Here is a 26,196-nt window from a genome sequence, read left to right as displayed (position 1 = left end):
CCTTTTCTTCTATTTTACTTTCATTAGGATCAAAACGCTAAAAAAATGGCCCTTCCTGAATTCAGGAAGAGCCATCCCTTTCATTCAAGAAGGAAATCCGATTTATCTTTACCAAAGAAGTACAGCCTGTGGAGCGGCCTGGTCATCCCGACATAAAGAAGCTTGATATCAAGCTCGTTCTCTTCTTTATATTGCTCTTCTATGGAGGCGATGATCACACAATCGAACTCAAGTCCTTTTGACAGATAAGAAGGAACAACAACGATCCTGTCCTTTGGAATGCTTTCCTGTTCTGCGAGAAGCTTGACTCCTCCCGGAAATTCAGATTCCAATAGTTCAGCAATTTTCACACAGTCTTTCATTGTCTTCCCTATTACCGCAAACGTCTGGAAATCCTCCTCTTCCCTCAGTTCCGATACCAGCTTGGCCAATCCGTATTTCAATTCTTCCTCTTTATGATACGAAAAAAATTCAGGCTTATCACCATGGCGCACTACCGGGTTAACCTGTGGGAAGTCATGTGGAAGCTTCTTAAGCAGCTTATTGGCTTCTTCCATGATTTCTATGGTTGTCCTGTAACTTTTCTGCAGTTCGGTATAGGTGGCCCTAGGGAAGATTTCTTTGTAAACCAGTTCCCAGGATTCCAGCCCGCGATAGGAATGGATGCCTTGTGCAAGATCTCCGACCAATGTGAACATGTCTGTCTGCAATGCGGTTTTCAGAGAATACAGCTGTAGATAACTGTAATCCTGAGCTTCATCAATCACGACATTCTTTGCTTTGTAAAAAGAATCGATTCCATAAAGAGCCGTCTGCATATACAGCATGGGGGCAAGATCCTCCATCTCGAATGTCTTCTTCTTCAGCCGTTTCATTGTATATTCACAGATTTCCCTAGCTTGTTCCTGCGAAATACGTCCGTTTCCGTACTCCACGAGTTTATCCCAATCGGAAAACAATTCCTCATAGTATTGAACCAGTGTTTTCTTTTCGAATTGTTTCATATATTGAGTCAGTCCCGAGCGGATCGCTTTCTGTACTTCCTTCATACGCTGCGCTTTTTTGTCCAGCGCCTGGGAAATATACTCCTTCCGATTGGCCGCGTATTTCTTATGATAGAGCGCTTTTTCAATCTTCTCATCGAAAAATTTCTCTACTTTATCAATCATCATCTTTTTATTGGAACGAACATAACTCTGCAAGAGGAGCTTCAGCTTTTCGACCCTTCGATAAATAGGCATGTACGTATAGTCCTCTTTCAAAAGAGAAGTGAACTTTTTAGCTGAAAACAGCCTGTACTTATCAATCACAAAGTCCTCTTTTGGGTAAAACCTGCTTTCAATGTCGGCAATATAGGCATCGAGGATTTTCCGGAAATCCCGCGACCCCTTCCAGCCCGATACCCAGGCTGCCCGTTTTGCTTCCTCGTCCGTCTTCTCTATCAAACGGATCAATTTGTCATCATCAGCCAGTTTCAGCTGTTTTTCCAGGCAGGTCATTACATAATCACTGAAAGTCGTCTGGCGTACTTTTTCAACCCCAAGCTCGGGGAGTGCTTCTGAAATATAATCTATGAACAGCTTGCTGGGTGCGAGAATCATGAGCTGGCGCGGATCAAAATGCTGCTTATAGTTGTAGATGAAATAGGAAATCCGGTGAAGGGCAATGGTCGTTTTCCCGCTTCCCGCCGCTCCCTGGACGATGATCGGCTTATTTAGATCTGCCCGGATGATTCTGTTCTGTTCTTCCTGGATAGTTGAAATGATCTCAGTCAAACGATTGCTGGAGCTTTTGGAAAGTGAATCCTGAAGAAGCTCATCAGTAGTTGTCAGGTCAATATCACGAATCTCATCCAGGTCTCCGTCCTCGATCATATACTGCCTCTTTAGAGAAAGATGGCCGTGATAGGTTTCATCTTCAGCTTCATAGGAAACATCCCCTATCCTTCCTTCATAATAAAGGTTGGCAACCGGGGATCGCCAATCGACTATGATCTGTTCCTGATTTTCCCGCTGATACAGAGAGGTTTTTCCGATATAGTGCTTTTCTTCATGTGGAGAATCATCATGCTTGAAGTCTATCCTGGCGAAATATGGTTTGTTTTTAGCCTTCTGTAGGGCCTCCAGCTCTTCTTTGGACATTTCAAAAAAGCTCGCATTTGTCAGGATATCGATATACGCTGCAGATGATTCAAGCCAGTCGGCGTCGCCGAAGGCATTTTCAATATTCTCTTTGAATTTGTCTTTGCTGGTCCGGGCGGTTTGAATTACAACATCGATGTAGCGCTTCGTAAATTCGAGCCTGTCTTTTTCCTTTGAAAAATCGGGGTGGTTTTGCGTTTCGTCCGTCATTTATTTCTCCCTTCCTTTGTATTCAGCCGCAATGGAGAAAGTTGACAATTATGTAGGCGTTTTGGTGAGCAGAAGAATATATTATCAGAAAAGTTGGACCTTTTCAATATTAAATAAAAAAATAAGACTGCGACTACAGAATGAGTCGAGTCAGTCACGTTTTTTAAAGCGTATGGATGTTCTTCTTCCTTGAATTGGAGGAAGTTTTTCCTTTTTCCCATCCTGCATCTTCTGGAGGAGCTCCCTGATCTCCATCAAAACTTCAAGTTGTGTGGCAGCTTTGATCTCGTAGGTTTTTCCCTTTCCCCTTAATTTGTTAAAGACTTTGATCATAAAAAAAATGGACGCAGCCACCAGAAAGAAATCAACAAGAGTCTGGATAAATACGCCATAATGAATAACTTCTGCTTTAATCCGGTAACTGAGACCAGCGAAGTTGATGCCCCCAAACATAATCCCTATGACCGGCATCATCAAATCTTTGACCAGGGACTCGACTATTTTACTGAACGCTGCCCCGACCATGACTGCAACAGCCAGATCGAAGACGTTCCCTTTTGAGATGAACTCCTTGAATTCCTTCCACATAAATCCTCCGTACCCTTACTGGATTAAGGCTTATTGACCACCTTGTAATACCTTATGCAGCTGACCCAAGGTTAAGAAGCCCGTTCTTTAAATGGAATGAATCGTTTAATGGAACTGATTTTTACAATAAACACAATCTCGATTATAAAGCCGGCAGCAATCAAGATGATTAGATAGAAGACAAGATCCTCCTGAAAAATCATCAGTGCAGGAAGGCTCATGATATTGATTAAGCTGAAGATAAGGTAAAACCTTTTGAACTTTTGAAGGGAGGAATACTGCCCTTTCAGGTAATTCTCATCTACTGAATCAAGCAGACCGGATAACAGGTTTATATGGAAGAAAAGAGAGAGAATGGCCAATACACCGGCAGCGCCAAGTCTGATAGTAAAATCCTGATTTAATTCATTTAAATTTATATACCCCAATCCAAAGATTTCAATAACGGATAAAATCCCGAGGAAAACGGCTGAAATTTTAGCATAGCCCAGCCAGCGTGACAACGGAAGCTTTTGGATTCCTTTGTATATAAAGATATAGCCGATTAAATCATGGATGATATCAAATGTAACAATCTTTAAATCTATGAGGACGAAAAGCAGTCCCCATACAATCAATTGAACAGCCCTCTCTTTCATCTTGGGCCCTCCTCTCTTAATTCTTTCAGCTCTTTGATCTGCGTGGAAGTCAGGTAGGGCTGTTCAGTAACATACATCAGATGTTGTTTGACTTCCTTCTCATTCAAAAGGAAGGTGCCGGTGATCCCAATCTGCAGTGCATGGATATCATTTTCATACATTTCTGTTTTATCCACAAATCCATTTACACGAATCATTTCACCTTTTATGAGGCTGACAGGCAATTCATCTTTAGGGAAACCGGACATATCCCCGCTTATCTTGAATTCTTCAGGCTCCGGGTTGATTGAAATGGATGCTGAATTGCTCTTATCCAGCTTCAGATCCAGAAATCCAGTAAGCTCGTTGGAATATGGAAGATTAATGGCTGCTAATTGGCTGTCCTTAAGTATGTTTACGGCTGCAAATGACTCGCCTGCATTGCTGCTGCCGCTTGAAGGAATGTCCACAACCATTTCATCTGCCCCTGGTCTATCTGCCTCCAGAAGCAGAATCGCACCAATATCGGTTTCAACCGAAGTCCCATCAGAAAACTCAAACAGAAAATTTTCAAGCATGATATCCCTTTCCTCAATGTTAGTCAGGTTGATAAGCGCTTCATGCTGATTATAGATCCCCTCAGAATATTGAATCATATCGTGGTCTACATAGAACTGCCTTCCCGGAAGCTCTTTTGACTTGGCACTGACAAGCTGCCGCTGGTCTCCCTTGTTGGTTATGTAGAAAATTGAAACATAATCATCTGATGAGTCAAAAATCTCCTTCTCATAATAATGAGTCAAAAATAATGGCTCCTCCACTCGGGAAAATTTCAAAAATGTATAAAAGCTTCCGAATATCAATCCATATACTAAAAATATGATCAACAGAGTCTTTATCTTCATCCCGCTTCCCCCCTCTCATTCATTTTACCAAAACCCGCTTGTGAACAAGCACACAAAAAAAGAGGGAGCCGCAATACAGCTTCCTCAAAATAAAAATTTCCTTAGTATGGCTATCAACAAAAATGCCGCGACGACAAACATTACAATGACAAGAACTTTTTCTTCTTTGTTTCCCAGCAACATGAACACCCTTCCTTTTACTGATTTAGTAATCAACCTGCTGTTTTTCGCTTTTGCTATTCGTTATATCCTGAGTGGTACTGTTATCCAATAAAATCTGGTATCTGCAGGGGAGATCCGGCTCTTAGATAATTTCTTTGGTAACATTCTATAATGGCATTTAACAAGAAAGGGAAAAATAACGATGTGTTTCGCTAAAAGAAAAGAACCGCTCTTCTTATCTGATTTCTCCCAAAGCCGTATACTGAACGATAACCTCTTTTATCAAAAGGCTTTTTTTCGTAAACTTTGTTGCTATTCACTACAACTTTCTAATAAAGTCTGGTTAATCACCATAAAACCCCGGTGTAGAGGGAAGAAAAGAGCTGTTCATTTTTTTTTCGAGAGTAAAACCTCTGAATACAGGTGAAAAATCCGGCATTTGGGATTCTTCCGAAAGCAACAATAAATGCGAAAACAGTCTATCAAAAAAACCGGTCATGCTCAGTCAAATGTATTATATATGCTGACCTTGACGGTGACCGCCTTCTTCTATAAGATGGCTGTTGAAACTTATTGAGAGTCATTCACTTTCTAAAAACATATCACAGGAATAATCAAACAGACAATTAAGGGGGCTATCATCTTGGAAAACATCTTTGACGCTATGCGGGAAAGACGTTCGACTAAAAACTATGATCCGAATAAAGAAATCTCTGCTAATGAACTTGTAGAAATACTTGAACTGGCAGGATTGGCACCATCTGCCTGGAACCTGCAGCAATGGCACTTCCTCACTTTTCATAACAAAGAGGCTCAGCAAAAATTGCTTCCGGTCGCTTATAATCAACAGCAAATCCTGGATGCTTCAGCAGTCATCGCGGTTCTCGGTGACTTAGAAGCCTACAAAAATGCCGATCCTGTCTTTGATCCCTCCATTGATAAAGGGGAAATGACCCAGGAGTTAAAAGAAGTACTCGTTAAACAAATCGATGGTGCCTATTCCCGTGAACCGTATGCCCGTGATGCAGCATTCAGCAACGCCTCACTGGCTGCTATGCAGCTAATGCTGGCTGCAAAGGGAAAAGGCTGGGACACTTGCCCGATTGGCGGCTTCAATCCTCAAAAATTGATGGAAGAATTCGATGTATCCGATCGTTATATCCCCATCATGCTGATTACCATTGGGAAACCCGCTGCAGAGGCACGAAAGACTGAGCGCCTTGATATCAAGAGCATCATAACCTGGGCGAAATAATCTGGGTAGCAAAAAAAGAAGCTGGCTTTTCAGCTTCTTTTTTGTTCATTCCCTTATTTGTATCAAGGTAAGCTAATTTGATAATAAAGATGGCTTACAGACCCCAATCAAGCTATACAGGGAGATTGAGGTTGTTGAATTATCGAATTCAGAGTTCAAATCGGAGGGCCTGATGAACCTGGGCTGTAAAAAACCATTCCACTTGGTCCGTTTATCTCGTGTACGGTCCAGTATCCTTCGGGTTCCCGATTCTCACTGGCCCATTTACCTCTTTATCGGCCCAGCATCCTTCCCTTTCCCGATTCTCATTGGCCCATTTATCTCTTTATCGGCACAGCATCCTTCCCTTTCCTGATTCTCATTGGCCCATTTACCTCTTTATCGGCACAGCATCCTTCCCTTTACCGATTCTCATTGGCCCATTTACAACTTAATTGGCCCACCATTCTTCAAGTAACAGATTCTTATTGGCCCATTTATCCCGCTTTTGGGCCAGCTTCCCGCTCATTCCCTGCTGTCCCTGGCCTATTTAACACAATCAATCAGCCTCCAAAGCATCATTCGACTTTAAGGAGTTCTGTCGCCACCCCTCTGATTATCCCCGGGAGGGTCGAGAAGGAATATGGCTTGTAGACCCTCTCTGTCCACTGATGTCCGTCCCTTCCATATACCCCAAGATTAATGGATGGAATATTAAGCTCACGAATCCGGTCGATGGGTACCGGATACAGTGACTCGATCATCGGCATATTGTCCTTGAAAGCCTCGATATCCTCATCACTTTCATGAAGAGATAAAAAACTTCCATCCGCCAGATAGGGAAAGAAGCGCTTGATTTCAAACTCTTCCCCGGTTTCTTCCTCCGTCTTTTTCAAACAATCCCTTAATACCTTATTGACTTTCTTTCCATATTCGTTTTCTTCATTTAAATAATTATGCGGCAGGAACGGCGGCGCAAAGAAAATGATGACCCTCGGAGTTTTATCAGGATCCAGCTGCTGCAATGCTTCCACAATGGAAAAGGCAATTTCTCGGTTGTCTTCTCCCTTCATATTCTCAAGGACCCCTTTCATTACCTCTTCAGGCCGCAGCCCTTTTCCCCGAAGGTCCGCTAGAAAATCTTCAAAGGTAACTACATCCACTTTCCAGGAAACCTCCCTTTCCGGAAAGCCATGGAGTGTGCGGTATTTTTCAAATTTATTCCTGGAAGAAGACTCCAATCGATCCACGGAGTCTTTTGCAATACTCACGAGCTCCTCCAACACTTCCTTGGATGTTTTTTCATAAACAAAGTAATTGAAATACATCCTTGTTTCCAGAGGAGTCTGCACGTTATAGACCGTTTTCTTATCTTTAAAATATAAGCAAGATGGCGGAAGAACGAACTCTCCTTCAATGTCCTCCAGCAATTCAATGTTTTGATTGATTCTCAGGTTGATATCAGAGGCTATCCTTGTTGGATCAATGGATGTCAGTATATCACCGACATGTGCTTCCCGTCCGACTATATAAAAACAAGGCAGAAGCTTCCCAGCAGCACCCGTGTAAATGTACCTTTTACAATCACCGTCGTATACAGGCGAGATGAAGTCATCATTGATCGCAGCCAAAAACTGAGTTCCCTCCTGCTTCAGCCGGTATAATTCATCAATTGCGGCAATCATCCCTGCATGCTCGCTTTCCTCGTCAGGATTGAATAAAAACAGCAGGTCGCCATCGGGCTCTTCCTCCATCTCGGAAAAATATAAAAGATTGGCTAAATGGACAGCTATTCCGCTTTGCATATCCAGTGCCCCCCTGCCAAACAGCCATTTGCCGGACCGGGCATCTTCCTTCACCTTGTCATCACCCTCAAATTCCGAAAAAAACGCTTCCAAAAAATCGGGGTCATGAGCGTGTTCTTTCAATATGCCATAGTCATCAGTGCCAACAGTATCAATGTGGGCATGGAACAGCAGCGTCCTTTTCGAATTTCCGCTCACTTTTGCAAAAACGTTGAATCGGCCGTGTGGATCATCAGGTATCTCCTGCGTCCAGAGGTTCTCAGGATGCTTCTCGAAATAGGGAAACGTATTGACGATATCTTTAATTTGCTGTGCTTTCCTTCTTTCCCCTTCTGTATTATTGAAGCTTTTATTCTCCATCAACCTTTTGGTCATCCATTCAATCTGGTCATACATTGACTTCCCTTGGAGTACACTATACACGTCCAGAACATCCTTTCACTTTTGTATTTATATCATCTTATCGAAGTCCCGTTTCCTTTGGAAGTCATGCGGGGAAAAATTTCAGAGATTTTCCTCTCCCTCTTGAAAAATGATAAATAAACGAATATTATAGAATTTGTGTTTAAAAATCGTTCGTCTTTTTTGGAGGTTTCTCTATGTTTAAATTAAAAGATCATAATACAAATGTAAGAACTGAAATCATTGCAGGGATTACTACATTTTTAACTATGGTATATATCGTCATTGTCAACCCGGTCATTTTAGCAGATGCCGGAGTACCGTTTGAGCAGGTATTTACGGCGACGATCATTTCTGCCGTGGTAGGTACTTTGTGGATGGCCCTGTTTGCCAACTATCCGATTGCCATTGCCCCTGGTATGGGGTTGAACGCCTATTTTACTTATTCAGTGGTGGGCGCAAACGAAAATATCACGTATGAAACAGCATTTGCTGCGGTTTTTGTTGCCGGGATCATCTTTGTGATTTTGTCTTTGACTCCTTTCAGGAAAAAATTGATTGAAGCGATTCCTGATAACTTAAAACATGGAATTACTGCTGGTATCGGCTTATTCATTGCCTTTATCGGCTTGCGCCTGACCGGGATCATCACATCCCACCCTGAGAACCTTGTAGCACTCGGCGACCTTCATTCCTCGTCAGTAGTTCTTGCTTTGATCGGTCTTGCTGTCACATTGATCCTGATGGTCCGCAATGTACACGGTGCTTTGTTCCTTGGAATGATTGTAACGGGAATTATTGCTTTTTTCACAGGCGAGTTGAAATTCGAAGGGATTGCCTCCCTTCCTTCACTTCCGGATGGAGTGATTGTGGCAAATCCGATCACGGCATTTGCTGATGTTTTCCAGCACAGCCTGTATGCTGTGGTTTTCTCTTTCCTTCTTGTGACCATCTTTGATACAACAGGTACCATGATTGGTGTTGCTGAACAGGCGGGATTGATGAAAGGAAAATCAATGCCGAGGGCAAGGGCCGCACTTCTTGCTGACTCTGCCGGAACAACGATTGGGTCTATGTTCGGTACAAGCCCGACAACCGCTTATATTGAGTCATCTGCGGGTGTTGCTGCAGGGGGAAGGACCGGGCTGACTTCTCTGACCGTGTCCGTCTTATTCATCGCTGCCGCTTTCTTCGGCCCGCTTGTAAGTGCCGTTTCAGGCATCTCCGCCATCACGGCTCCTGCCCTGATCATTGTCGGAAGCCTGATGATGGGAAGCATCTCTCATATCAAATGGGGTGAACTTGATGAAGCCTTCCCTGCGTTCCTGATCATTCTCAGCATGCCGCTGACTTCAAGCATCGCTACTGGAATTGCGCTTGGGTTCATCTCTTATCCACTGCTGAAAATCGTGAAAGGGCAATGGAAACAAGTCCATCCCCTTGTATACCTGTTTGCGGTCCTATTCATGTATCAATTGGCATTCCTGCCTCACTGATAAGCAAGCAAAACAGCCTGAACCCTCTCAGAGTGTTCAGGCTGTTTTTGCTTTGTGTTAAATTTTTATTTTGTCACATGCATTTTTTCATAGGATATGTTATATTAATATTGTGAAATATTTCACAATATAAAATACCAAATACTCATAAAGGGTGATATCCATGACAAATTTCAAAAGTAAAGTCGCTTTAATTGGAACAGGTTTCGTAGGCTCCAGCTATGCGTTTGCTCTTTTAAACCAAGGTATTGCACGCGAACTTGTATTGATCGACCTTAATAAAGATAAGGCGGACGGAGATGCCCGTGATTTGAACCATGGACTTCCTTTCTCTTCTCCTTTAAAGATCTGGGCAGGAGACTATAGTGACTGCAGCGATGCCGACCTTGTTGTCATAACGGCCGGTGCAAACCAGGCACCGGGCGAAACCCGATTGGATCTGGTTGAAAAGAATATAAAGATTTTCAAAATGATTGTAAAAGAAGTTATGGAAAGCGGATTTAACGGCATTTTCCTGATTGCCACTAATCCAGTTGATATATTGACTTACGCTGTCTGGCACTTTTCCGGACTGCCTAAAGAGCGTGTAATCGGATCGGGAACCATTTTGGATACTGCCCGTCTCCGCTATCTGCTGGGAGACCATTTCGATGTGGATGCACGCAATGTCCATGCTTATATAATGGGCGAGCACGGAGATACTGAATTCCCGGTATGGAGCCATGCGACAATAGGTGCAAGCCCGCTGCGGGAGATGATAGATACAGAGTCCCCTGAGACACAAAGAGAACTGGACGAAATATTTATCAATGTCCGCGATGCTGCCTATCATATCATCGAAAGAAAAGGGGCCACTTATTATGGAATAGCAATGGGGCTGGTGAGGATCACCAAAGCCATCTTCAATGATGAAAACAGTATTCTGACCGTTTCTGCTCTGCTGGATGGAGAGTACGGTGTGAATGACCTTTATATCGGTGTCCCGGCAATCATAAACCGCAAGGGAATACGGAAAGTTATTGAAATGCCGCTCAACCAGATGGAGAAAGATCAATTTACCCACTCTGCTAACACTTTAAGAAATGTCATCAAAACGTCTTTTGCAGAGTGATGGGACATTCGACAAATTCCGGGTTGTGACAGTCACCCAAACAGCCCCCTCTGCATATAGTGAAACTGACTATATTTGAGAGGGGTATTTTTTTATGTATTATGATTATAGACAAATGCAATTTCCCGGGTTTCCTCCCGGACAAGGCGGAGCAGGATTCCCTTCGTTTCCACCGGGCGGCGGAGGGCAGGGATTCCCTTCTTACCCTCCAGGCGGCGGACAGGGATTCCCGGGATTCCCGCCAACACAGCCAGGGGGACAAGGACAGGGACAGCAGCCGCCTGGACCGCCTCCTTCATTCACGCCATCACAAGCCCAAGCACAAACATTGACCACAACCAGCAGCCAGGGGGCCACCACATTCGCAGTAGACCCAGGCGCCATCCAAAGATGTCTGTTCCGCTACACCTTCATCTGGATGAGAGGCGGCCAATCCTTCTGGTTCTATCCTACCTTTGTCGGCCGCAATTCGATTGCTGGCTTCAGATGGACCGGTTTCAGCTGGTTCTACTTTGGAACAGACTTGCGTAGAGTTCGTTCATTCCAGTGCTTTTAGGTGATGAATATGTATTATCAGCAGCCCTACCGAACTCATACAGATAAGAAAAGCGCAAGGACTATCACGGTTACAGGCGATGAAACCATAGAGGTTCAGCCTGACATGGCAGTCGCACAGATCGGAATTGTTACAACTGACAAAGAGTTGTCAGAAGCTCAGCATAAAAATAATGAAATCAGCCATTCCATTTTAAAATCCTTTGCCCGGAACGGCATTGAAGAAAAAGATATTCAAACCTCAACCTATCAAATTTATCCTCAATATGACTTTATCGACGGCAAACAGGTTTTTAAAGGGTATGAGGTCAGGCAGGTTTTTTCAGTGAAAATCAAGGAGATCAACAAGATCGGGGAAGTTATAGATGATGCCGTCCAAAGCGGAGCCAATATCATTGAAAGGGTCCAGTTCACTATTGCAGAACCGCAAACTTTTTATATGCAGGCTTTATCAAAGGCGTATGAAGATGCGTTCAAGAAAGCACAAGTCCTTGCCAAGTCATCGGGGATGACATTGAACCCCATGCCGCTTGAAATCAATGAAGACCGCAGCATTCCTTTGGTTCCCGGACCTTCCAAGGCGTTTGTGCTTGCAGCTGAAAGCACTTCTCCTGTACAGCCGGGTGAAGTCGGTATTACAGCACGCGTGACGGTTAAGTATAAATTAATGAAATAAGAGGCTGGGACAAAAGCTTTTCAGCAACTAAAAAAGCCGGACTATTTTAAAAATGCTATTTCAGCATTCTAGAATAGTTCGGCTTTTTGAATTCAATTAGATCTAAAGTGAAATTAGCATTCGACTTTTGACGCTAACAAAATAGTTATGTCCCAGCCTCCTTTTTACATCAATCGATCATTTTCGAAGATTTTTTATAACAGCTTTCCATAGCAGATAAGACGGAAGCCCGGAAGCCCGTCTTCTCCAAGGTACTTACGGCTTCAATCGTTGCGCCGCCTGGAGAGCAGACTGCATCTTTGAGTTCTCCTGGATGGCTCCCTGTTTCGAGCACCATTTTCGCAGCACCCAAAACAGCCTGGGCAGCCATCTTATATGCTTTATCCCTTGATATCCCCTGCTTTACCGCACCGTCAGCAAGAGCTTCTATGAACATGAATACATATGCCGGGGATGATCCGCTGACTGCAGGGACTGAATCCATCAAACTTTCCGGAAGCACCTCTGCCTCTCCAAAGCTTGAAAACAATTCCACTACCTGAGCCATTTCTTCTTCGGTCACCTTTTCGTTAGGACACAAAGCGCTCATGCCTTCCCCGACCAGGGATGGTGTATTAGGCATCGTACGGACGATCTTTACACCTTGGCCAAGTTGTTCTCCCAATGACTCCAGAGTAACACCGGCTGCAATCGTAATGACAATCGTATTTTCTTTAAGGTGATCTTTCATCTCATTGATTACGCCTGCATACTGATCCGGCTTTACCGCTAAAAAGAGGTAATCCGAAACCGCTGCAACACTTATATTATCTCTTGTTGTGTTGATGTTGAATTCTTTTTTTATGGATTCAATGGTTGCATCGGTCAATGCACTTGCCATGATGTTTTCCGAGGCAGCAACCCCAGAGGAAAGCAGCCCGCCCAAAATTGCTTTTGCCATATTGCCGCTTCCGATAAATCCTATTTTCTTGTCCATTTTCTCACATCCTGTATCTATTCATTGCCTCTTCTACAGTATTATAACGCCAGACTGTTTTCAAGGATTAGGAGATGGGGGACTTACGCATTCTTCACGGATTTAAGGATTTTATCATAATCCAGTTCAACCATCAGTTCACCTTCCATGAGTCTCTTCCTTATACCTGCAACCGCCGCTGCTTCTCTGTCTGATAGATTGTTAATATCAAACTTCTTATGAAACACTGTGTAAAGTACAATATCCCTTAATTTCAAAAAAACAGGGATGCGCTTGATCCACTGGTCATGAAGTTCATTTTCTTTAAAATAGCCAACCAGGAAGTTTGTCAAAAATTCTTCCCCGAATGCCGATCGCTCTTCAAGGCTGCTTTTCCCCATCTTCCCCCAGGTAGAGTAATAGAGAGGGATGGCAATATCGCTGGAAAACCAATGGTAGGAGCTGTCATCGAAATCAAAGACATGTATTTCCCCTTCATGATAAAAGAAATTCCCGAGGTGGATGTCAGAGTGAATCAGCCCGTATTCATCCCTATTTGTTGTAAAACTGTGAAGGGTTTTTATAATTTCACCTGCTCCTTCAATGATTTCCTGGTCTTCTTCAGGAAGATAACTGCTGATATTCTTCAATAAATCGTCATCATACCACTGCTCCCTGTGTGAACTTCCCTTTTTGAAATCCCTGGTCACCCTATTCATCTTCCCGACAGTCCTTCCCCATTCCCGGTAAAGAGCAGACCCCAGAAGATCGGATTGAACACCGACAGGTACCCCTGGTGCTTTGTCAAGAAGGCAGACAAAGAAAGAGGACTCACCTGCGGGAATTTCCTCCACAAGATTTCCGCCTGCCGATTGGCTCGCTGGCGATACATTTACTGTCTTTAAGTGCAGATAGTTGACCCATTCCAGCTCTGCCACAATTTGGCCCTTGTCCCTATGAGAACTATGGGTCAGACGCAAAATATACGGTTTGCCATCTTTATGTATCTCATATACGTAATTTTCAAAATCCCCCAGCTTTTTAGCACTGGATATATCCCCGCCAAAATAATCAGCAGCCTTTTGCAAAATCTCTTCATTAAAAAGTTCTTCAACCCATTTTTCCATATCGGACCCCCAAAAGTAATTTCTTTAATAAATTCGCCGCAGGATTTCATTTCCCTCTAATACTTTATCGCTTTAAAGCACCCGGGGACTGTCCCCGGGTGCTTTAAAGCGATAAAGGAAAAGACAGGTTTCCCTGTCCTTTATGCGTACATTTTGTTTTCTTCCTGTTTGAAAAAGCTTTTCATGGCATGGAACACATCGGCTTTTTGCTTTAAGATGAAATACCGGAACTGTTCATCATTGATATTTTTGTAAGCACTCATCAGAGTGGAATGGCGGTTATACTGATTGACCTCACCATAACCAAACATATTCGACACCTTCATCAGTTCTTCGACCAGTTTTACACACCTTACGTTATCCGAAGTCAGGTTATCGCCATCTGAGAAATGGAATGGATAAATATTGTACCTCGATGGCTGATACTTTGTCTCGATCAGTTCCAGTGCTTTCCGGTAAGCTGATGAACAAATCGTACCTCCGCTTTCTCCTCTTGAAAAGAAATGCTCTTCGGATACCACTTTCGCTTCCGTATGATGAGCGATGAATTCAATCTCTACTGTTTCATACTTCGTACGGAGGAAGCGGGTCATCCAGAAGAAGAAACTCCTGGCCATATACTTTTCCCAGACCCCCATCGATCCGCTGGTATCCATCATGGCCAGCACCACTGCCTTTGATTCAGGCTTCAACACTTCATTCCAGGTCCTGAATTTCAAATCCTCCTGATAAATAGGATGAAAACTTGGTTTACCGCTGATCGCATTTCGCTTAAAAGCTGACATCATAGTTTTTTTCTTATCAATATTGCCCATTAACCCGGTCTTACGGATATCATTGAATTCTATATTCTCCACCGTCTGCACATCTTGTTCTTTTTTCTTCAGGTTAGGCAGTTCCAATTGGCTGAACAGCGCCTCTTCGATCTCCATCATTGAAACTTCCGCTTCATAGTAATCTTCTCCAGCCTGATCCCCTGCGCCCTGTCCTTTTCCAGGACCTTTTTGCTGTGAGCCGTCCCTCGCTACCACATCTCCAACCTGACTGTCTCCCTGTCCTTGGCCGACATGTTTATTTTTATCATGATTATATCGGATCTTATACTCATCCAATGAACGAATCGGTATCTTTACAACGTCCCGGCCGTTTGACATAATGATATTTTCTTCGGAGATTAAATCGGGCAGATTATTTCTTATGGCATCTTGAACTTTTTCCTGGTGTCTTTGCTGATCATCATAGCCTTTGCGGTGGAGGGACCAGTCTTCCTTTGAAATCACAAACTGATGATTATCCATTTGACTCATTCTTTTCCCCTCCTTATTTGATTTTTCACAAAGATACATAGGGTTGCATATACTGTCTTGAGTGCCAAAAAAAGAAAAAGCAACAGTGATAGATTCTATCGCTGATTACTCTATACTATGCAGAACCGGCAATAAATTTACAAATAATTTCGACAATTTTACATTCACCCGTAAAATGGTCAAGCCCTCATTCAACTCTTTGAACATGTGTATAAATAAGTATTAAAACCTTTATCCTCTTATGAGTAATAAAGAGAAGATAATGAAAAATGGGCGCTTTTCTTTCAAAGTTTCATGTGGCTTTTGCATCAGTATGGCGAGGCTGCCCTGAAATTAGCACATAAACCTGCAAGCTAGTGTTCCTTCTGGTGGCAATCCTGTATTTCTGTAGCTGGCACATCCCATGATTTCCGCTATAAAATATCCAGATTTTACTATGAAGTAGAGAAAAAAAGAGAAAGCCGGCAGTCTCCATCTGCAGGCTGCCAGCTCTTTCTCTACATATTTACCGATTCAATAAACTTCCTACATACTTTAACAAGTCATTGGCCGAAGTTGAATTATATCCATACTCATCAATCAATCTTGCTACGACCTCGTTGACTTTCTTCAGCTGCTGCTCATCCGGTGTTTTGGATGAAGTCGTGATTTTGACAACATCTTTAAGATCGGCAAACAACTTCTTCTGGATGGCTTCCCTCAAGCGGTCATGAGAGTTGTAATCGAACCTTTTCCCTTTGCGGGCATAGGCTGAAATCCTGATGAGAATTTCTTCACGGAATGCCTTTTTAGCATTTTCCGAGATTCCGATTTGCTCTTCTATAGAACGCATCAACTTTTCATCCGGATTTATTTCCTCACCTGTCAATGGATCACGAAGTTTTGCTTTATTACAATAAGCTTCAACATTATCCAGATAATTATCCATAAGCGTCTTTGCAGATTCCTCGTACGAATAGACAAATGCCTTTTGGACTTCCTTCTTCGCTATATCATCATACTCTTTCCGTGCGACAGAGATGAAATTCAGGTATTTCTCTCTCAACTCCTGTGTAATGGAAGGATGCTGATCGAGCCCCTCTTTCAATGAACGCAGGACGTCCAGTGCATTGATCGACGCCATTTCTTTACGGATGATCGTAGACGAGATCCTGTTGATGACATAACGCGGATCGATGCCGCTCATGCCCTCATCCTGGTATTCTTTCTTCATCTCTTCCACATCCGCTGAATTGAAGCCTTCAACACTTTCCCCATCATAAAGCCTCATCTTTTTGATTAAGTCGATGTCTCCCCGCTTCGGTTCCTTCAACCTGGTCAAAATCGTGAACATTGCCGCAACCCTGAGGGTATGGGGAGCGATATGGACATCCGAAACATCGCTTTCGTTGATCATCTTTTCATAGATTTTTTCTTCCTGTGTCACCTTCAGATTATATGGCACAGGCATGACGATGATCCTTGAATGCAGCGCCTCGTTCTTTTTGTTTGAAATAAACGATCTATATTCCGTTTCATTCGTATGCGCCACAACTAGCTCATCTGCAGAAATCAGAGCGAACCTTCCCGCTTTAAAATTCCCTTCCTGTGTCAGTGAAAGTAGATGCCATAAGAACTTCTCATCACACTTGAGCATTTCCTGAAACTCCATCAATCCTCTATTTGCTTTGTTCAACTCTCCATCAAAGCGATATGCACGGGGATCTGATTCAGAACCATATTCAGCTATAGTCGAAAAATCTATGCTGCCCGTCAAATCGGCAATATCCTGTGATTTGGGATCTGAAGGACTGAATGTACCGACCCCGACCCGCTTATCTTCAGAGAAAAATACCCTTTCGACCTGGACATCTTCTATCCGCCCGCTGTATTCTTTTTCTACTCTCATAGTATTTAACGGTGACAGATTGCCTTCAATTCTGATACCGTACTCCTCATAAAAATCATCTCTTAAATGCTGAGGTATCAAATGAAGCGGATCTTCATGCATCGGGCAGCCTTTGATTGCATAAATTGCTCCACGGTCTGTCCGCGAGTAGGCTTCAAGACCTCTCTTCAACATCGAAACCAACGTGGATTTCCCTCCGCTGACCGGTCCCATCAGAAGCAGGATCCTCTTTCTGACATCAAGTCTTTTTGCTGCAGGATGGAAATATTCTTCAACCAGCCTCTCCAGCGCTTCTTCAAGACCGAACAGCTGGTTGCTGAAAAATTTATATTTTCTTTTTCCATTAACCTCTTCTACCCCGGCATCCCTGATCATATTGAACACACGTGAATGTGCTGACTGAGCTACAATAGGGCTCTCTTTAATAATATCCAGATAATCTGCAAATGTACCTTCCCATTTCAGCTTCTCTTCTTCAACACGATAGCCTTCAACCTTTTTTAAAATATCCATAAAGGACCTCCCCTGTCACTTGTTGAGAGCGATTATTATACTCTATGCCCTCCATTAGACAATCATGCTAAATAAACAAAAATGTCCTGACGTTCGAAAAGTTTTCAAATATTGTCCAAAAAAATCGCGGTTAACGTTCACATAATCAGGGAAATAGGCTATACTAAGAGAAGAATTATCTGCGAATCATCAATTTGAGGAGGACTACATAGATATGGGTACTATTCTTATTTTGGGTGTAATCATTACATTCCTTTCCGCAATCTTCACAGCAGGCTACAATAACAAGCCGGGAACGAACAAAGACTGATACTGGACTTAAAAATCCCTGCCGGATGGCAGGGGTTTTTGTATTTAATGAGTGATTGAACCGTTTTCGATTTATTGGGCAAACCCTTGGTGGTTGGATTCATTTTTCATTTCCAGCACTGGTATTCCGGTCGATTACTTTGATTAATGAACCAATTTTTTTCGAGACCTTATACTATGGACAATTCTTCAGAAGAATGAACCAATTATCTCAGCCCGCCTTGGAATCATGGTTCATTCCCTGGATTATTGAATCATTTACCCTTGCTTCCACTGGAACTTTGGTCCATTAAACAAACAAATTCCTTTGCCCAGCACTCTGTTTTGGCATCTTCTTAAACAACCTGTTTCACTTCAAGTCATACTTCTTCTTCTCAATGAACTCTTTCATATACATCCGCTTTTTACCTTCAAGCATTCTCGCCATTTGTGCTGACCAGGTATCCGTTCTTCTTCCGCTGGTCCTCTCCTGATAATATTCCGAAACAGTTCGGTCATACTCTTCAAGCTCCCTGCGCACTGTTTCCTTATCAGATCTGTAGGTATTTTCATGATACACATGGGCAGACGGCCTTCTTGGTTTGACCTCGTTATCTTCAGCCGGAACCCCTACAGCAAGCCCGAATAACGGAATCACCCTGTCAGGAACCTGAAGGACTTCGCTTACAGCGTTCAAATCATTCCGTATTCCGCCTATGTAGCAAATTCCAAGTCCCATTGATTCAGCTGCAACACTTGCATTTTGCGCAGCAAGTGCCGCATCTATGAGGGCCACCATGAATTTTTCCGTGCTTTCAAGCGAGTCTGTCACTTCTGCCCCTTCCTTTTCACCAATAACTTCGTGTCGGTACAGATCCGCACAAAAGACAAAGAAGTGGCCATTTTTTTCAACATAAGACTGATTTCCTGCAATTGCAGCCAGCTCAGCCTTCTTATCTGGATCAGTCACACCAATGATTGTATATGCCTGTATCATACTGGAGGTGGAAGCTGCCTGTGCGCTTTTGACCAAAGTTTCAATTTGTTCCCCACTCAACTTCTCATCCTTGAACTTTCTCACTGATTTATGTGCCAATATTGTTTCGATTGTTGAATTCATATGCAGGACCTCCATTTTCCATTTACCTTCTATGTTAAGGGTACCCTTAATTCAAGACAAATAAAAAGAATCGGAAGAACATGATGTGAGTTTTGATATTATCTTGACCGTTACTGTCCAGGAAGGTAAATTCTGGATTTTATAAGAAGGCCGATTAAATAACAGGGGGTTATCACAAATCACCTGATTATAAAAGATGGCCGGTTCTATAACAGGGAGTTTATCGCGAAATCAACCGGTTATAAAAGAAGACTGATTCTATAACAGTGTGCTTACACCGAAATCACAAGGTTATAAACGAAACCCCCTTCCACAACAGGGTGTTTATCATTAAATCACCGGATTATACACGAAACCCGATCCTATAACCTGGTGTTCACACCGAAATCAACCCATTTTAATCGAAACCCTATTCAATAACAATGTAATCAAACCGAAATCAACAGCTTATAAACAGAACCAGGATTTATAGCAGTATGACCAGCTCCAAAAGCCCCTTTTACACTCCATCTCCCATCGCCCGTCCTTGCTCTGCCCATAAAACTTCACAAATAAAAAGAACCGGAATCATCCGGTCCAATTGATAATTAATATTTCCTGTTCAACTGAAGGTAGTCCTGCTGGCGCAATGCTTCATATACAAGGATTGCCGCCGTGTTGGAAAGGTTAAGGGACCTGACATTTTCATTCATCGGGATCCTAAGGCAGCGATCCTTATTGTTTTCGATGAGTTCATCTGGAAGGCCTGTTGTCTCCCTGCCGAAAATAAAGAAATGATCCTTATCCTTTGTGCTGTAATCATATCCTGAGTGTACCTTCTGACCGTATTTTGTCAGGTAGTAGAACTCTCCGCCTTCATTTTTCTCGAAAAATTCCTCAAGGGAATCATAGTAGATGATTTCGACAAACTGCCAGTAGTCCAATCCTGCTCTTCGCAGCATTTTGTCATCCGTTGAAAACCCCAATGGCCTGATCAAATGCAGTGTCGTACCCGTTGCCGCGCAGGTTCTGGCGATATTTCCTGTGTTTGCCGGAATTTCTGGTTGATATAGTACTACATGTATAGCCACTTTTCGTCACCTCGTTAGTAAACTCTATGTGACATTATACCATTGTTTGTTCGAGGAATAATATCTAGGCATCATCAACAATGGTGAAGAATTTATAGGTGATATTTGGAGTGTAAGCTGTTGAATCTTCATAATTCCAATAGCGAAGCCGGCTGTTGTAGGTATGGGCGTTGACCAGGGGCATACCAAAGGCATCCTTGGAGGTTACAATCGTGTTATGATTATATCTCCCGTCCCCTTCAAAATCATAGCAGATGACATCCCCAAGCTTTAATTGGTCAGGGCTGCCCACCTCTTCCGCCCTTAAGCCGGCAGTGGAAGCGGGCAGGTACATGCGGAGTGAGTGGGCTACAGTCCAACTGTAACTCCAGTTATTATCCCTCATCCACCAGCCTGTTCCCCGTTTTGGATAGCCCCTCATCGGCGCCTCGCCTGCACGAAGGCACTGCGAAATGTAATTCGTGCAATCATTTTCAAATTTTTTATAGGCAGGGTTATAGGTGTTCCACCACTTTTCTGCATATTGAACTGCTTTTAACCTGTCATAACGATAGGCAGTCCTTTCTTCGGGCTGATTCTGAAAGTTCACCTTTGGCGCTGGTTGCTGATTGTAAACAATTCGGACCTCATCATCGCTGACAAGCTCGCCTTTATAAAAAAATGCCTCTCTGCGTTCGATTTCTTCCTCTATGTGCATCAGACCCTCTTGTTTAATCAAATATTTCAGATGGAGCTTATAGTCCACCCTGCTCCCATTCTCAACCTTTTCAACCGTTTCGATTCTTCCTGTACCTTCGACTTTGACAATCTCACCGCTTCTTTTTCTCAGCAACATATTCTTTCTCTGAATTTTCTCAGACCCATCTCCATGAAAAGACTTTTCTATTCTCTCTCCCAGTCTTGCCATCAGCTGCTGTCTCATCTGTTCAGCCTCCTTCTCATTTATTTCTATGATGAAAGAATGCCGGGCAAAACAAAAATTTAGGCGAATAAGATGGGCTGCATTCCCGGAGAAATAAGTCCACTTGTACTGACCATCCGTCCCATGTATGCATATTTTATTAATAGGAAGGTAATCTTTTAACGGTTCCAATACTTAAAATGGGAAGGAGGAATGACTATCAGGATACTTCTCTCACTGTTTCTCAGTTTCACTGTTTTCTGCTTACTGAATGGAATAACAGAATCTCTGGTGGGAAAACAGGCTGATGATACGCTTATAGTTGCTCATCGAGGTGCTTCAGCTTTAGCTCCTGAGAATACAATTTCTGCATTTGATATGGCAGTCTCCCTTGGGGCGGATTATATCGAGGTCGACGTCCAGATGACAAAAGATGGCATGCTGGTCGCTATGCATGATGTGACAGTGAACCGAACGACAAATGGATCAGGAAGAATCAAAAGCTTGACCTATGAAGAACTCGCAGCTCTTGATGCGGGGAGCTGGTTCAGCCCTAAATTCAAAGGGGAAAGGGTTCCTGCGCTTGAAACAATTCTGGAGAGGTATATCGGGAGAATCGGAATCCTGATTGAAATTAAACATCCATCGATATATCCAGGAATCGAAGAAGAACTGGCAAGTGCATTAAGCAATAAACTTCCCGAAGATGGCCCCCCATCCCCGCTGATTGTACAATCATTTGACCGTCAGTCCATTCAGGAATTCCATCGACTCCTGCCTGTTATCCCGACTGGAATCATTGTCGGGGATTCGGAATTCTCTTCTGGAGAAGACTTATTTGCAATTGATGGTTTTGCCACTTTCATCAATCCAAAAGCGGCCCTTGTCGACGCGGATTTCATGCAGCGGGCAAAAGAGAGAAATTTGAATGTCTTAACCTGGACCGTCTCTGACTCGAAAACGGCACAAAGCTTGCGCAATCTCAATGTGAACGGCATCATTACCAACTACCCCGCGGAACAGTATTACACTTCAGTGTCCTTTTTGGAAAAAACCTCTCTCCTTGTCAGCGCTATCACCTTTCTCGCCATGCTTTTTATAAAAAAGTAATTCCATCTCTCAAAATCTTAAAAAACAGAGAAGATTTTACTTAATTCTCTGTTTTTTCACTTTTCGCCTCTTCTCCTTCATCACCTATGTTCGACTGAACATCATCAAGCGGAAGCCATTCGAGTAGCTCGGCTATTACTTTATTCACCTTTTCATTCACTTCATTTCCGCCGAATTTAATAATTGCTTTGCCCAGAAGCCCTTCATTTTCCTCCGTCAATTGCAGAAGGGGCTTATCTTCCACAGATTCATTGTAAAGCTCAATAAAAGCATCAAGCCCTTCTGATAACTGGTCGATTGCCTGGCTCAACTGATTCCTTTCCTGATCGTCAATTTTCACATATATCCGCTCCCGCTCGTTTTTTTCTTAGTATGCACCTTTAATCAGCCTGTCAATGCAGAGAATGTTGTTCCTTCCCGTTTCTCCTATTAATGAGGTTTTTTCAATGAATGAGGTATATAGAGATACCATTACGATAGAAGAAGATGCATAGTCCGATTGGGAGACCCTGCATACCCTGCATGCCGGAGCTTCATTTTTCCTTTTCCCTCTGGACTTATGGACATCGTGAAAACGAAAACCTCGATGTCTATAAGCAGAATTAAGATACTATTTTATCCGGTTCTGAAATTATGAAGAAACTGCAGTTTCAGCTTCCGCCTCATTTCCAACAGACTCCAGGTTTTTCATGATAACCGAATAAAATGCAGTGCCCGCAAGCCCCAAAATCATCATTATCGCCCCCATCATTACAGGAGAGACCCATTGGCCAGCAATGATGAGAAGTGAGGCAACAATCATTGCTCCATAAAAGGTTAAACTGTAAAATGCCATATACGTGCTTCTTGCATTGGAAGGCGCAAGGTCACCTATCATTGCTTGTTTAATGGGAACATACATCAGCTCTCCAATGCTTCCGATAAACATGGCAATAAACAGCACCCACAGGTTATTCGTGAATGCGAAAACGCTGAAAGAAACAGTGAAAACGAACATTCCTGTTACAAGGGTCCACCGATCTTTCCATTTCTTAAATAGAAACAATACAGCGGCCGAGAGAATTACGACAAGCAATGTATTCTCCGTCCTCAGAAACCCCAGAAGCTTTGTTCCATCAATCAGGAAATCAAATCCCAGGACTGATGCTGACTGAGCCGGAATATCCCTCTCCAGCCTGATTGCGATATAGTTTGTCAATGACTGCTCTAATGAAAAGATCAAGATGGCTCCAACGATATAGTACATAAAAAGTTTATCTTTCATCACAGCAGCAAAGTCATGCAGAAACGTATTCTTGGAATTTGGTTTCTTCTGAAGTTCGGGTGAATGGCTTGGAGTGTAGGTTTCTGAGATGAAGAGGATTGTTAAAAGGACAGATAACAATGAGATGGCCGATATTCCAATAAAGAGCTCAAACAGGTAGGTCTTGAAAAGAAATGCTCCCACGATCCCGCCAATGGCGGTTGCCAGATTCCCAAGCCAGTAACTGATCGTGAACACAAGCTTTCTGGAGTCCGAATCCGTGACATCTATTATCATTGCCTGGGCTGCAGGCTGGAACATTCCGCCGCAGAACATATTGATAACAAATAACAGTGCCGATACATATGGCAGATCGAACCAAGGAGAATTACAGACAGCGATGAATAAATAGGAAGAGAAAACTCCAATCTCGGAATGAATCATGATTTTCCTCCGCCCGATCTTATCAGAAATATGTCCGCCAATAAATCCGCCGGCTACTCCGCTGATGACAATCAGAATCAGGATGATTCCCGTCACCGCAGTGCCGATTTTTTGAGCAAAGTATATCGCCAGAAAGGGGATCACCGCCATGGAGATAAGTCCCCCTAAGAACTGCATCCCCAGTCTTAATTTAATATTGGGATGAATATCTTTCAATTTCATAGTTGCATTCTCCTCAATTTTTGATAATCGGTCCGAATAAGCGTAACGCTTGGACTGTCAAAGCATTCCACAATGAGTGTGTCGATTCATTGATATAAGTCAGCCTCATTCCATTCAAGATCGCCAAATAGGATTGTGCCATCAGTGCGGGGGTTTCCTCATAAAATACCCCTTGCCTCTGCCCCTCTTCAATGGTGGGTGAAATGATATTCACAAAGTCATCGACAAAAAGATCAAGTTCTTCAAACAGCTTCGGAAATCGTTCGGGCCTTCCAAGAACCTGCTGGATAAGGCGGAGGAATTCACTGCGTTCAGAGAACAAATCTACATGAGTTTCAATCATCTGCTGTATTTTCTCCAAAGGGGTTCCACTGAAATAGTCGTCCACTTTCAAAAAATACGGCTTTATTTCATCGAGCGGTTCCAGGACGGCTTTTTCATATAGAATTTCTTTGGTCTCAAAATACGTAAATACCGTTCCGAAACTGACCCTTGCCTCTTTGGCGATTACGGCAATGGTCGTTTCGGCAAAGCCCTTTTCACTGAAAACCTTGATGGCAGCTTTTAGGATTGCCGCTCTTTTTTGCTTCTTTTTTTCACTCATCGATAGTGGTTGTTGTGGCATTGAGTAAATACTCCTTCCAAAAAATGATTGATTAATCAATCAAAATATACCATGTCTTCTATGAAATGTAAATATTTACTTGGTGATAAAAAAAAACAGACACTACATGAGCATCTGTTTTCACAACTTTTATCAGCGTTTACAACTCCGGTTCCCGTATAAGCGATGGCGCCTGTTCATATGCATAAGCAAGTTTAATAAGACTGTGTCAGCTTACGTTCTTTTTGCCCCATAACTTAATGCTGTCTTCCTCTTTTCTCCCGTCAAGCCAAAAAGCGCAGCTGCACCAAGGGAAGCACTGGTGAACAACACCGCTCCCATTGGAACAGCTGTTGTTTCATTTATCCCGACAAGCGGCGCGACAACTGATCCAATCACCAGCGGAAGCATCCCCAAAACCGCACTTGCACTGCCGGCACGATGGCCTTGATGCTCCATGGCCAAGGTGAACGTACTCGTCAGGACCATCCCCATGGAGGTCATATAAATAAAAATGGAAATGACCACTGCTGCCAGAGGGCCTTCCATGATGGTCATCAACAGTAGAAATGAAGTAGCTGTCACCGCGATGACAGCAGCAGTCTTAAGAAGTCTGCGCTCTGGGACGATCCCGCCCAAACGGCCGATGATAAAGCTGCCACTGATGATGGCCAATCCGTTGATACCAAAAAGGATACTGAAAGCCTGCGGGGACACGCCATAGATTCCTTGGTAAACAAATGGTGTGCCCGCCACATAAGCAAAGCTTCCGCCGTGGATCAACCCGACAGTCAAAGCATATCCGATGAATGAACGGTCTTTGAACAGGCTGATCATCGTTCGTACGGAACTCCCCACAGAGCTGGGAAGGCGCCTCTCAGGCGGGAGTGTTTCTTTAAGCTTCAAAGAGATGACGATAACAATAAGGATTCCGAGAAAGCCAAGGAAATAGAAAATCGTATTCCATGTGGCAAAGGGCAGCAGCAAAATAGCTCCTCCTGTAATCGGCGCAATCATAGGGGCAGTGGCATTGATGACCATAAGCAGGGCAAAGAATTTAGTCAGTTCCCTACCACTGAAAACATCCCTCACCACTGCCCTGGATAGTACCACTCCTGCGGAGGCAGTGAATCCCTGAAGGAAACGGGCGGCTATCAGGACCGAGATACTCGGGGCAATTGCACAAAGAATCGATGATAAGGCGAACAAGAAGATGAACAGCAGCAAAGGGCTTCTTCTCCCTTTCGCATCGCTGATCGGCCCTACCACAATCTGGCCGACTGCCAGTCCGATGAGGCAGCTTGTCAAACTGAGCTGGACCTGGGATGCACTTGCACTTAAATCCGAAGCTATCCCTGGAAAACTGGGTAAATACATATCTATATTCAGGGGACCGAGCACACCGAGCATCCCAAGGAGAAATGCCAGCCCGATCCGTTCCTTCCCTGTTGGTTGCTGCATCATGAGCTCTACCTTCCTTCCTGCTGCCTTTTGTGTTTTTT

The 26,196-nt window shown here is 43.3% G+C and carries 22 protein-coding genes; 6 read left to right on the top strand and 16 right to left on the bottom strand.

Going from position 1 to position 26,196, the window contains the following annotated elements:
• Positions 1-80: 80 nt before the first annotated feature.
• The 4 genes from helD to D3H55_RS18570 form a co-directional block, all read right to left on the bottom strand.
• Positions 81-2,351: an RNA polymerase recycling motor HelD gene (gene helD / locus D3H55_RS18585; protein ID WP_119548799.1), complete on the bottom strand. Its 2,271-nt coding sequence runs from the start codon at positions 2,349-2,351 to the stop codon at positions 81-83.
• Between the two features lie 150 nt (positions 2,352-2,501).
• A complete protein-coding gene (gene mscL, locus D3H55_RS18580) occupies positions 2,502-2,939 on the bottom strand; it encodes a large conductance mechanosensitive channel protein MscL (RefSeq protein WP_119548798.1) in 438 nt (145 codons plus the stop codon).
• A 71-nt stretch (positions 2,940-3,010) separates the two neighbouring features.
• Positions 3,011-3,577, bottom strand: a complete 567-nt coding sequence (locus D3H55_RS18575; RefSeq protein WP_119548797.1) for a hypothetical protein — start codon at positions 3,575-3,577, stop codon at positions 3,011-3,013.
• A complete protein-coding gene (locus D3H55_RS18570) occupies positions 3,574-4,461 on the bottom strand; it encodes a hypothetical protein (RefSeq protein WP_119548796.1) in 888 nt (295 codons plus the stop codon). Before D3H55_RS18570 ends, D3H55_RS18575 begins: the two co-directional genes overlap by 4 nt.
• Before the next feature lie 799 nt (positions 4,462-5,260).
• Between D3H55_RS18570 and D3H55_RS18565 the strand changes: the two genes are divergently transcribed.
• Complete coding sequence (locus tag D3H55_RS18565) at positions 5,261-5,878, top strand: nitroreductase family protein (protein ID WP_119548795.1); 618 nt, start codon at positions 5,261-5,263, stop codon at positions 5,876-5,878.
• A 557-nt stretch (positions 5,879-6,435) separates the two neighbouring features.
• Here the strand turns inward: D3H55_RS18565 and D3H55_RS18560 are convergent.
• Positions 6,436-8,085 (bottom strand): M20/M25/M40 family metallo-hydrolase, encoded by a 1,650-nt coding sequence (locus D3H55_RS18560; RefSeq protein WP_420808768.1) that lies wholly within the window; start codon positions 8,083-8,085, stop codon positions 6,436-6,438.
• 176 nt (positions 8,086-8,261) lie between these two features.
• On the opposite strand from D3H55_RS18560, the gene D3H55_RS18555 reads away from it, so the two are divergent.
• The 4 genes from D3H55_RS18555 (at position 8,262) to D3H55_RS18540 (ending at position 11,902) form a co-directional block, all read left to right on the top strand.
• The gene (locus D3H55_RS18555; protein WP_119548793.1) at positions 8,262-9,560 is read left to right on the top strand and encodes an NCS2 family permease; all 1,299 of its coding nucleotides are present in this window, start codon (positions 8,262-8,264) and stop codon (positions 9,558-9,560) included.
• Between the two features lie 163 nt (positions 9,561-9,723).
• Complete coding sequence (locus D3H55_RS18550; protein ID WP_119548792.1) at positions 9,724-10,671, top strand: L-lactate dehydrogenase; 948 nt, start codon at positions 9,724-9,726, stop codon at positions 10,669-10,671.
• Positions 10,672-10,765: 94 nt separating this feature from the next.
• On the top strand, positions 10,766-11,227 hold the full coding sequence (locus D3H55_RS18545) for a transporter (RefSeq protein WP_119548791.1): 462 nt from the start codon (positions 10,766-10,768) through the stop codon (positions 11,225-11,227).
• A gap of 9 nt (positions 11,228-11,236) precedes the next feature.
• Positions 11,237-11,902 (top strand): SIMPL domain-containing protein, encoded by a 666-nt coding sequence (locus D3H55_RS18540; RefSeq protein WP_168413170.1) that lies wholly within the window; start codon positions 11,237-11,239, stop codon positions 11,900-11,902.
• Positions 11,903-12,071: 169 nt separating this feature from the next.
• On the opposite strand, the gene proC is transcribed toward D3H55_RS18540, so the two are convergent.
• The 7 genes from proC to D3H55_RS18505 form a co-directional block, all read right to left on the bottom strand.
• Entirely contained in the window at positions 12,072-12,878 is an 807-nt protein-coding gene (gene proC, locus D3H55_RS18535; RefSeq protein ID WP_119548789.1) for a pyrroline-5-carboxylate reductase, read from the bottom strand.
• An 83-nt stretch (positions 12,879-12,961) separates the two neighbouring features.
• Positions 12,962-13,984: a phosphotransferase enzyme family protein gene (locus tag D3H55_RS18530; protein WP_119548788.1), complete on the bottom strand. Its 1,023-nt coding sequence runs from the start codon at positions 13,982-13,984 to the stop codon at positions 12,962-12,964.
• A gap of 140 nt (positions 13,985-14,124) precedes the next feature.
• Entirely contained in the window at positions 14,125-15,291 is a 1,167-nt protein-coding gene (gene yhbH / locus D3H55_RS18525) for a sporulation protein YhbH (protein ID WP_119548787.1), read from the bottom strand.
• Positions 15,292-15,796: 505 nt separating this feature from the next.
• Complete coding sequence (locus D3H55_RS18520; RefSeq protein ID WP_119548786.1) at positions 15,797-17,692, bottom strand: PrkA family serine protein kinase; 1,896 nt, start codon at positions 17,690-17,692, stop codon at positions 15,797-15,799.
• A gap of 658 nt (positions 17,693-18,350) precedes the next feature.
• Positions 18,351-19,100, bottom strand: coding sequence for an oxygen-insensitive NADPH nitroreductase (gene nfsA, locus D3H55_RS18515; RefSeq protein ID WP_119548785.1), 750 nt, complete (start codon positions 19,098-19,100; stop codon positions 18,351-18,353).
• Positions 19,101-19,687: 587 nt separating this feature from the next.
• The gene (trmL, locus tag D3H55_RS18510; protein WP_119548784.1) at positions 19,688-20,170 is read right to left on the bottom strand and encodes a tRNA (uridine(34)/cytosine(34)/5-carboxymethylaminomethyluridine(34)-2'-O)-methyltransferase TrmL; all 483 of its coding nucleotides are present in this window, start codon (positions 20,168-20,170) and stop codon (positions 19,688-19,690) included.
• 64 nt (positions 20,171-20,234) lie between these two features.
• The gene (locus D3H55_RS18505) at positions 20,235-21,092 is read right to left on the bottom strand and encodes an amidase domain-containing protein (protein WP_119548783.1); all 858 of its coding nucleotides are present in this window, start codon (positions 21,090-21,092) and stop codon (positions 20,235-20,237) included.
• A gap of 192 nt (positions 21,093-21,284) precedes the next feature.
• Here D3H55_RS18505 and D3H55_RS18500 point away from each other — a divergent pair, with 192 nt between their 5' ends.
• Positions 21,285-22,181 (top strand): glycerophosphodiester phosphodiesterase, encoded by an 897-nt coding sequence (locus tag D3H55_RS18500; RefSeq protein WP_119548782.1) that lies wholly within the window; start codon positions 21,285-21,287, stop codon positions 22,179-22,181.
• Between the two features lie 40 nt (positions 22,182-22,221).
• On the opposite strand, the gene D3H55_RS18495 is transcribed toward D3H55_RS18500, so the two are convergent.
• The 4 genes from D3H55_RS18495 to D3H55_RS18480 form a co-directional block, all read right to left on the bottom strand.
• Positions 22,222-22,521, bottom strand: a complete 300-nt coding sequence (locus tag D3H55_RS18495) for a protein mistic (RefSeq protein WP_168413169.1) — start codon at positions 22,519-22,521, stop codon at positions 22,222-22,224.
• 291 nt (positions 22,522-22,812) lie between these two features.
• Positions 22,813-24,090, bottom strand: a complete 1,278-nt coding sequence (locus tag D3H55_RS18490; protein ID WP_119548780.1) for an MDR family MFS transporter — start codon at positions 24,088-24,090, stop codon at positions 22,813-22,815.
• 13 nt (positions 24,091-24,103) lie between these two features.
• Entirely contained in the window at positions 24,104-24,715 is a 612-nt protein-coding gene (locus D3H55_RS18485) for a TetR/AcrR family transcriptional regulator (protein WP_119548779.1), read from the bottom strand.
• Positions 24,716-24,928: 213 nt separating this feature from the next.
• Complete coding sequence (locus D3H55_RS18480; protein ID WP_119548778.1) at positions 24,929-26,158, bottom strand: Bcr/CflA family efflux MFS transporter; 1,230 nt, start codon at positions 26,156-26,158, stop codon at positions 24,929-24,931.
• Positions 26,159-26,196 lie beyond the last annotated feature (38 nt).

It is taken from the genome of Bacillus salacetis (assembly GCF_003581585.1).
In the GTDB taxonomy this organism is placed as follows: Bacteria; Bacillota; Bacilli; order Bacillales; family Bacillaceae_B; genus Rossellomorea; species Rossellomorea salacetis.
The sequence above is the reverse complement of the archived record's forward strand: the minus strand, read 5'-3'. Positions and strand labels throughout refer to the sequence as shown.